The organism is Streptomyces sp. NPDC046831, assembly GCF_040645305.1.
Taxonomy (GTDB): domain Bacteria; phylum Actinomycetota; class Actinomycetes; order Streptomycetales; family Streptomycetaceae; genus Streptomyces.
In genome coordinates this window covers 1-6,502 of the sequence record NZ_JBEYXZ010000069.1, presented here as the reverse complement: position 1 = coordinate 6,502, position 6,502 = coordinate 1, and the positions used below count along the sequence as shown (strand labels likewise).

The following is a 6,502-nucleotide window of genomic DNA, read 5'->3' as shown; positions in this document are numbered from 1 at the left end:
CCCGTACGAGGGCCTGGGGCCGGCACGCCGAGAGCACGCACCTGACGCCGCGCGGCCGCCCTTCGGGCGACGACGCGCATGGTCAGACAGGACCTGGCTAGAACCCGTCCGCCGGCGCCCGACCCCGGCGCCGGGTGCGCGGCCCCCTCCCGGGGCCGCGTCGCTCACGTCCGGGCGCGGCGGCGGCGCTGCCCCCGCCAGAACCACTTCTGGGCCAGCAGGGTCAGTATCCCGGCGACGACGATGCCGAGCAGGTTCAGCAGCAGCTGCTCGGTGGACCTCCAGGTCTGGACGGAGTCGCCGTAGCTCAGCGCGACGGCCGCGTTCGCGGCGGCCGGGACGGTGGTCACGGAGATGGCGACGCCGACCAGGGCGCCGGACTTGGCCGACGTCAGGGAGAGCGTGCCGGCGGCTCCGGCGAGCAGCGCCACCACGAAGGAGAACCAGTCGGGGGCGTACACGAACCCGGTGTTGGGCCGCTCGCCCCGCAACTTCGCCTCGGTGAACAGGCCGGCCGCGTCCATGAAGAGGCTGAAGCCGACCGTCACGGCCATCGCCACGGCGAATCCCGCCACCAGCGCGGTCAGCGAGCGCAGCGCCAGCCGCGGGGCGCGCTGCACCAGGGCCGTGGCGATCCCGGCCAGTGGCCCGAACTCCGGTCCCACCGCCATCGCGCCGACGATCAGGATCGCGTTGTCGAGCACCACGCCGCAGGCCGCGATCATGGTCGCCAGGGTGATGAACGCCAGGTAGGTGACGGAGAGCGTGGACTCCTCGTGCGTCGCCTCGGTCAGGTGCTCCCACAGCACCGCGTCCGCCGGCTCGCCGGGAGCCTCCTCCTCGGCCTTCTCGGCCCGCTCGGACAGGGTCAGGTCGACGTTCTCGACCGCGATGGCACCGGTGCGGTCGATGCCCAGCTCCTGCAGCCGGCTGAGCAGCTCGTCGCCGGCCTCGCGGGCGACGTCGCACAGCACCACGTCCCCGGCCGGACTGCGCGCGGCGCCCGGCAGCACGACGAGGTGCGTGGTGCCGACCGTCTCGTCGATCAGGCGGACCACGTCGTCGGTCCGGTCGGCGGGGGTGATCAGGCGCAGATGCAGCATGGGCCCATCCAAGTCCATCGGCCACGCGGCGCGGCAGGCGCCCTACAGCTTGCGCAGGCTCAGCCGCTGGACCTTGTGGTCGGGGCCCTTGCGCAGCACCAGCGTGGCACGGCCGCGGGTGGGGGCGATGTTCTCGACCAGGTTGGGCTTGTTGATCGTGCGCCACATGGTGCGGGCGTAGTCGAGGGCCTCGTCCTCGGACACCTGGGTGTACCTGCGGAAGTACGAGGACGGGTCCTGGAAGGCGGTGGCGCGCAGCTTGCGGAACCGGTCCAGGTACCAGTGCTCGATGTCCTCGGCGCGGGCGTCGACGTACACGCTGAAGTCGAAGTAGTCGGCGAGGCCCACCCGGGTGCGGCCGTCCTTGCCGGGCTGGGCGGGCTGGAGCACGTTCAGGCCCTCGACGACGAGGATGTCGGGGCGGCGCACGCTGAGCTTCTCGCCGGGGACGATGTCGTAGATCAGGTGGGAGTAGACGGGGGCCGTGACCTCGGCCTTGCCGGCCTTGATGTCGGCGACGAAGCGGGTCAGGGCCCGGCGGTCGTACGACTCGGGGAACCCCTTCCGCGACATCAGGCCGCGGGCCTCCAGTTCCCGGGTGGGCAGCAGGAAGCCGTCGGTCGTCACCAGCTCCACCCGCGGGTGCTCGGGCCAGCGGGACAGCAGGGCCTGGAGCAGCCGGGCGACGGTCGACTTGCCGACGGCGACGGAGCCGGCGACCCCGATGACGAACGGCGTGCCGGACTGGGAGCCCTGCTCGCCGAGGAAGGTGTTCAGGGCGCCGCGCAGGCCGTCCGTGGCGCCGACGTAGAGGTTGAGCAGCCGGGACAGCGGCAGGTAGATGTCCCGCACCTCGTCGAGGTCGATGACGTCACCGAGGCCGCGCAGCCGCTCGACCTCCGCGGCGGTGAGGGGCAGCGGCGTCTTGTCGCGCAGCGCGCTCCACTCGGCGCGGGTGAGATCGACGTAGGGAGTCGCCTCCGGCCGGGACCGGTGGGCGCTCCGGGGGATCGAGGGGACCGGAGAGATCACAGTCCATTGTTAACGGAGTTCGAACAGGGCGCGGGGTGGGGTCCGTCACGTGACGGGCCCCGGCGAGCGCCGGCGCCACCGCGAGATCACGTCGGCGTCACGGTCGGATACCGGGTGGTACGTGCTTGATCAACTATGGGCCCGCCGTGTCTAAAGTGCGGGCAGAGCGCGGGGAGACCCGCGCGCACTGACAAGAAAGAGTGCCCCTTGAGAACCCTCGCCCTGCGCCGCACCGCCCTCGCCGCCTCCGCCGCCGCTCTGGCCCTGCTCGCCACCGCCTGCGGCGGCTCCGGCGACGGCGAGGACAAGGGCGGCGACGCCCAGGCCTCCCCCCGGGCGGCGAAGACCGAATCCGCCGCGCCGGCCGCCGCCAAGGCGCTGACCGCCGCCGAGCTGGAGAAGGCGGCGCTCACGCAGGCGGACGTCAAGACCGGCAAGGTCGTCGAGAAGGTTCCGGCGGCGGAGCTCGTCGCGCAGGACAAGGTGGCCGCGCAGAAGCAGGACTGCGTGCCCCTCGCCCAGCTCCAGGTCGGTTCCTACGTCGGCAAGCCGGCGGCCACCGTGCAGCGGGAGTGGAAGGGCGACCCGAAGAAGCCCGCCGCGGACGCCACCGCGGAGGAGCAGTTCCTCGCCGGCCTGGACGCCACGCAGGTCCTGGTGACCCTGGCCTCCTACGAGGACGGCGGCGCGGAGCAGGCGATGAAGGAGCTGAACGCGGCCGTCACGTCGTGCGCCGGCGGCTTCACCTTCACCTCGCCCGGTGACAGCACCGACGTCACGAAGGTCGCGAAGACCGACGCGCCGCAGGGCGGCGACGAGGCGCTGGCCGTGACCTCGGCCGTTGACGTCGACGGGGACACGATGCCGGTGAAGGCGGTCGTCGTCCGCGTGGGCGCCACCCTCGCCTACTTCCCCGCGCTCAACATCGGCGCGGCCTCCGCCGGCCAGGACTACGACTTCCCGACGGAGATCCTCGACGCCCAGCTCGCCAAGCTGAAGTGATCCGGTACCCACCGGGGCCGTCGTGCCCCGGTGGGAATTTCTGATTTCGGGCACGCGGCGGCCCTTTCGGACGCCCGCCGGGCCGTAGGCTGCCGCCCATGTGCGGAATCGTGGGATACGTGGGGGCGCAGTCGGCGCTCGATGTCGTGATGGCCGGGCTCAAGCGCCTGGAGTACCGGGGCTACGACTCGGCGGGTGTCGCCGTGCTCGCGGACGGCGGTCTCGCCGCCGCGAAGAGGGCGGGCAAGCTCGTCAACCTGGAGAAGGAGCTCGTCGACCGGCCGCTGCCGACCGGCACCACCGGCATCGGCCACACCCGGTGGGCCACCCACGGCGGTCCCACGGACGCCAACGCGCACCCGCACCTCGACAACGCCGGCCGCGTCGCCGTCGTCCACAACGGCATCATCGAGAACTTCGCGGCGCTCCGGGCGGAGCTGGCGGAGCGCGGCCACGAGCTGTCCTCGGAGACGGACACCGAGGTCGTCGCCCATCTGCTCGCCGAGGAGTTCTCCTCCTGCGCCGACCTCGCCGAGGCGATGCGGCTGGTGTGCCGCCGCCTGGAGGGCGCGTTCACGCTGGTCGCCGTGCACGCCGACGCGCCGGACGTGGTCGTGGGCGCCCGCCGCAACTCGCCGCTGGTCGTCGGGGTCGGCGAGGGGGAGGCATTCCTCGCCTCCGACGTCGCCGCCTTCATCGCCCACACCCGCTCCGCGATCGAGCTGGGCCAGGACCAGGTGGTCGAACTGCGCCGCGACGGCGTCACGGTCACCGGCTTCGACGGCAGCCCCGCCGAGGTCCGGTCGTACAACGTCGACTGGGACGCGGCGGCCGCCGAGAAGGGCGGCTACGACTACTTCATGCTCAAGGAGATCGCCGAGCAGCCCAAGGCCGTCGCCGACACGCTGCTCGGCCGGATCGACGCGGCCGGCAACCTCACGCTCGACGAGGTCCGCATCTCCGCCTCCGAGCTGCGCGAGATGGACAAGGTCGTCATCGTCGCCTGCGGCACGGCCTTCCACGCCGGGATGATCGCCAAGTACGCCATCGAGCACTGGACCCGCATCCCCTGCGAGGTCGAGCTGGCCAGCGAGTTCCGCTACCGCGACCCCATCCTCGACCAGCAGACCCTGGTCATCGCCATCTCGCAGTCCGGCGAGACCATGGACACGCTGATGGCGCTGCGGCACGCCCGGGAGCAGGGCGCCAAGGTGCTCGCCATCTGCAACACCAACGGCTCGACCATCCCGCGCGAGTCGGACGCCGTCCTCTACACCCACGCCGGCCCCGAGGTCGCCGTCGCCTCCACCAAGGCGTTCCTCACCCAGCTGGTGGCCTGCTACCTGGTCGCGCTCTACCTCGGCCAGGTCCGCGGCACGAAGTGGGGCGACGAGATCCAGGACGTCATCCGCGACCTGTCGCAGATCTCCGGCGAGGTCGAGCAGGTCCTGGAGACGATGGAGCCGGTGCGCGAACTGGCCCGCTCCCTGTCCGACAAGAACACCGTGCTGTTCCTGGGCCGCCACGTCGGCTACCCGGTCGCCCTGGAAGGTGCCCTCAAGCTCAAGGAGCTGGCCTACATGCACGCCGAGGGCTTCGCGGCGGGCGAGCTGAAGCACGGGCCGATCGCCCTGATCGAGGAGGACCTGCCGGTGGTCGTGGTGGTGCCCTCGCCGCGTGGCCGGTCCCTGCTGCACGACAAGATCGTGTCCAACATCCAGGAGATCCGCGCCCGGGGCGCCCGCACGATCGTGATCGCGGAGGAGGGTGACGAGGCGGTCGTGCCGTACGCCGACCACCTCATCCGCATCCCCGTCACCCCGACCCTGCTCCAGCCGCTGGTCGCGACGGTGCCGCTGCAGGTCTTCGCCTGCGAGCTGGCGACGGCGCGCGGCAACGAGGTGGATCAGCCGCGCAACCTCGCCAAGTCGGTGACGGTGGAGTAGTCCCCGCCGTCGCCCTTCAGAGCGGCCACGAAGGCGGTGAAGGCCCCGGCCGGGAAGCGGAGGACCGCCCCGGCCGGGGCCTTCGAGTCGCGGACGGCGACGTGGTGACGGCGTTCCGAGATCTCCACACAGGCGTTGCCGTCGCCGCCGCCGGAGTACGACGACTTCCGCCAGTTGTCACGACTGGTCACGGTCTGCCTCACACTTCCTTCGCGAGCCTGTGGATGAAGTCACGCGTCCGCTTCGGGTCGAGTGACACAGCCTCAACTCTACGGAAGAGTGTTCGGAAGACGATGAGTTGTGCCTCGGAGTCGATGAACACCGTGCCGTGCGGGCCGTCCCGGACGACCGTGTCGAACTTCGGGACTGCGCCACCCGCGTACACCATGGCGCTTCCGATGTCGGAGAAGCTCTCCAGATCGAAGGGGACGACGCGCACCGTGATGTGGTCCGCCTCGGAGAGTTCCAGAAGGCGGGCGAGCTGCCCCCGCGAGGTGGCACGCCCGCCGACCCTCATGCGCAGCGCTGCCTCGTGCACCACTGCCACGTACGGCACGAGTGGCGCGTTCTCGATGATGGTGCGGCGCTGCATTCGGTGGCGGACGCGCAACTCCAATTCCTGCGGCGGAAGTTGCGGTACACGGCTGGCGAACAAGGCCCGCGCGTAGGCCTCTGTCTGGAGCAGGCCCGGAACGTGCAGGAAGTCCACGTCCCAGCGGTAGCCGGCGTGGTGCTCCAGCTCTGAGAGGTCGAGGAAGGAGTTGGGCAGGAGGCCGCGATACTCCTCCCACCAGCCACGCGTGCGATCGGTCGCCATCGCCACGAGCGCGTTGACCAACTCCTGGTCCGTGCAGGAGTAGTGAGAGGCGAGGCGCCGTACTCGTTCTCCGCTCACGCCGGCGTACCCCGACTCCATCTGACTCATCTGGGCCGAGTCGGTACCGAGCAGTGCCGCTGCCTCACGCGCTTTGAGGCCTGCGGCCTCACGGAGTTTGCGTAGTTCCGCACCCAGGCGCTCCTGGCGGGCGGTGGGTTCCTGCCTGCGCGCCATGGTGTCTTTCCCTGCTTCCAACTGCCGCGGAGTGACGCTTCGATCGGACGGCAGAATACGAGAGCGACTTGCAGCGGCACAAATTTTGGCCCTACTGTCGGTGACGCGACGCACACACTGCGACACGCCGGGGGTCCCCCGGAAGCGCACCGCTCCGTCCTGCCTCGACGGGTGCGGCAATGCCACCGCACGCCCCCCGGCGTCCTCCCCCATTCCTCTCTCCCCGGCAGGAGTCACGCATGCCCATGCCCGAAGACGCACCCTGGGAGTACTGCCTGTACATCCCGAACGACCCGCGCGCGGTCACCGTCAGCCGCCGCACCCTCCGTCTGATCCTGACCCTGCACGGTCTGATCGGGCTGGTCGAT

Annotated in this window: 6 protein-coding genes and 1 pseudogene; 3 read left to right on the top strand and 4 right to left on the bottom strand. The window is 71.0% G+C overall.

Features of this window, described 5'->3' with window-relative positions:
- Window positions 1-164: 164 nt before the first annotated feature.
- Both ABZ920_RS30350 and coaA read right to left on the bottom strand, forming a co-directional pair.
- Complete coding sequence (locus tag ABZ920_RS30350; RefSeq protein ID WP_361512033.1) at window positions 165-1,103, bottom strand: DUF389 domain-containing protein; 939 nt, start codon at window positions 1,101-1,103, stop codon at window positions 165-167.
- A 42-nt stretch (window positions 1,104-1,145) separates the two neighbouring features.
- Window positions 1,146-2,135 (bottom strand): type I pantothenate kinase, encoded by a 990-nt coding sequence (gene coaA / locus ABZ920_RS30345; protein WP_361512030.1) that lies wholly within the window; start codon window positions 2,133-2,135, stop codon window positions 1,146-1,148.
- Between the two features lie 207 nt (window positions 2,136-2,342).
- On the opposite strand from coaA, the gene ABZ920_RS30340 reads away from it, so the two are divergent.
- Together ABZ920_RS30340 and glmS are read left to right on the top strand one after the other, a co-directional pair.
- A complete protein-coding gene (locus ABZ920_RS30340; protein WP_361512027.1) occupies window positions 2,343-3,137 on the top strand; it encodes a hypothetical protein in 795 nt (264 codons plus the stop codon).
- Between the two features lie 98 nt (window positions 3,138-3,235).
- Entirely contained in the window at window positions 3,236-5,083 is a 1,848-nt protein-coding gene (glmS, locus tag ABZ920_RS30335) for a glutamine--fructose-6-phosphate transaminase (isomerizing) (protein ID WP_361512024.1), read from the top strand.
- Here the strand turns inward: glmS and ABZ920_RS30330 are convergent.
- On the bottom strand, window positions 5,044-5,274 hold the full coding sequence (locus ABZ920_RS30330; RefSeq protein WP_361512021.1) for a DUF397 domain-containing protein: 231 nt from the start codon (window positions 5,272-5,274) through the stop codon (window positions 5,044-5,046). The two genes, glmS and ABZ920_RS30330, sit on opposite strands and share 40 nt — an antisense overlap.
- 8 nt (window positions 5,275-5,282) lie before the next feature.
- Window positions 5,283-6,134, bottom strand: a complete 852-nt coding sequence (locus ABZ920_RS30325) for a helix-turn-helix transcriptional regulator (RefSeq protein ID WP_361512018.1) — start codon at window positions 6,132-6,134, stop codon at window positions 5,283-5,285.
- Window positions 6,135-6,379: 245 nt separating this feature from the next.
- Here ABZ920_RS30325 and ABZ920_RS30320 point away from each other — a divergent pair.
- A pseudogene (locus tag ABZ920_RS30320) lies at window positions 6,380-6,502 on the top strand (ATP-binding protein); the annotation flags it as partial.

What these genes read in the sequence shown, in the direction of transcription:
- ABZ920_RS30350 (WP_361512033.1), bottom strand. Translation starts at nt 1,103, where the DNA reads ATGCTGCATCTGCGCCTGATCACCCCCGCCGACCGGACCGACGACGTG.
- glmS (WP_361512024.1), top strand. Translation starts at nt 3,236, where the DNA reads ATGTGCGGAATCGTGGGATACGTGGGGGCGCAGTCGGCGCTCGATGTC.
- ABZ920_RS30325 (WP_361512018.1), bottom strand. Translation starts at nt 6,134, where the DNA reads ATGGCGCGCAGGCAGGAACCCACCGCCCGCCAGGAGCGCCTGGGTGCG.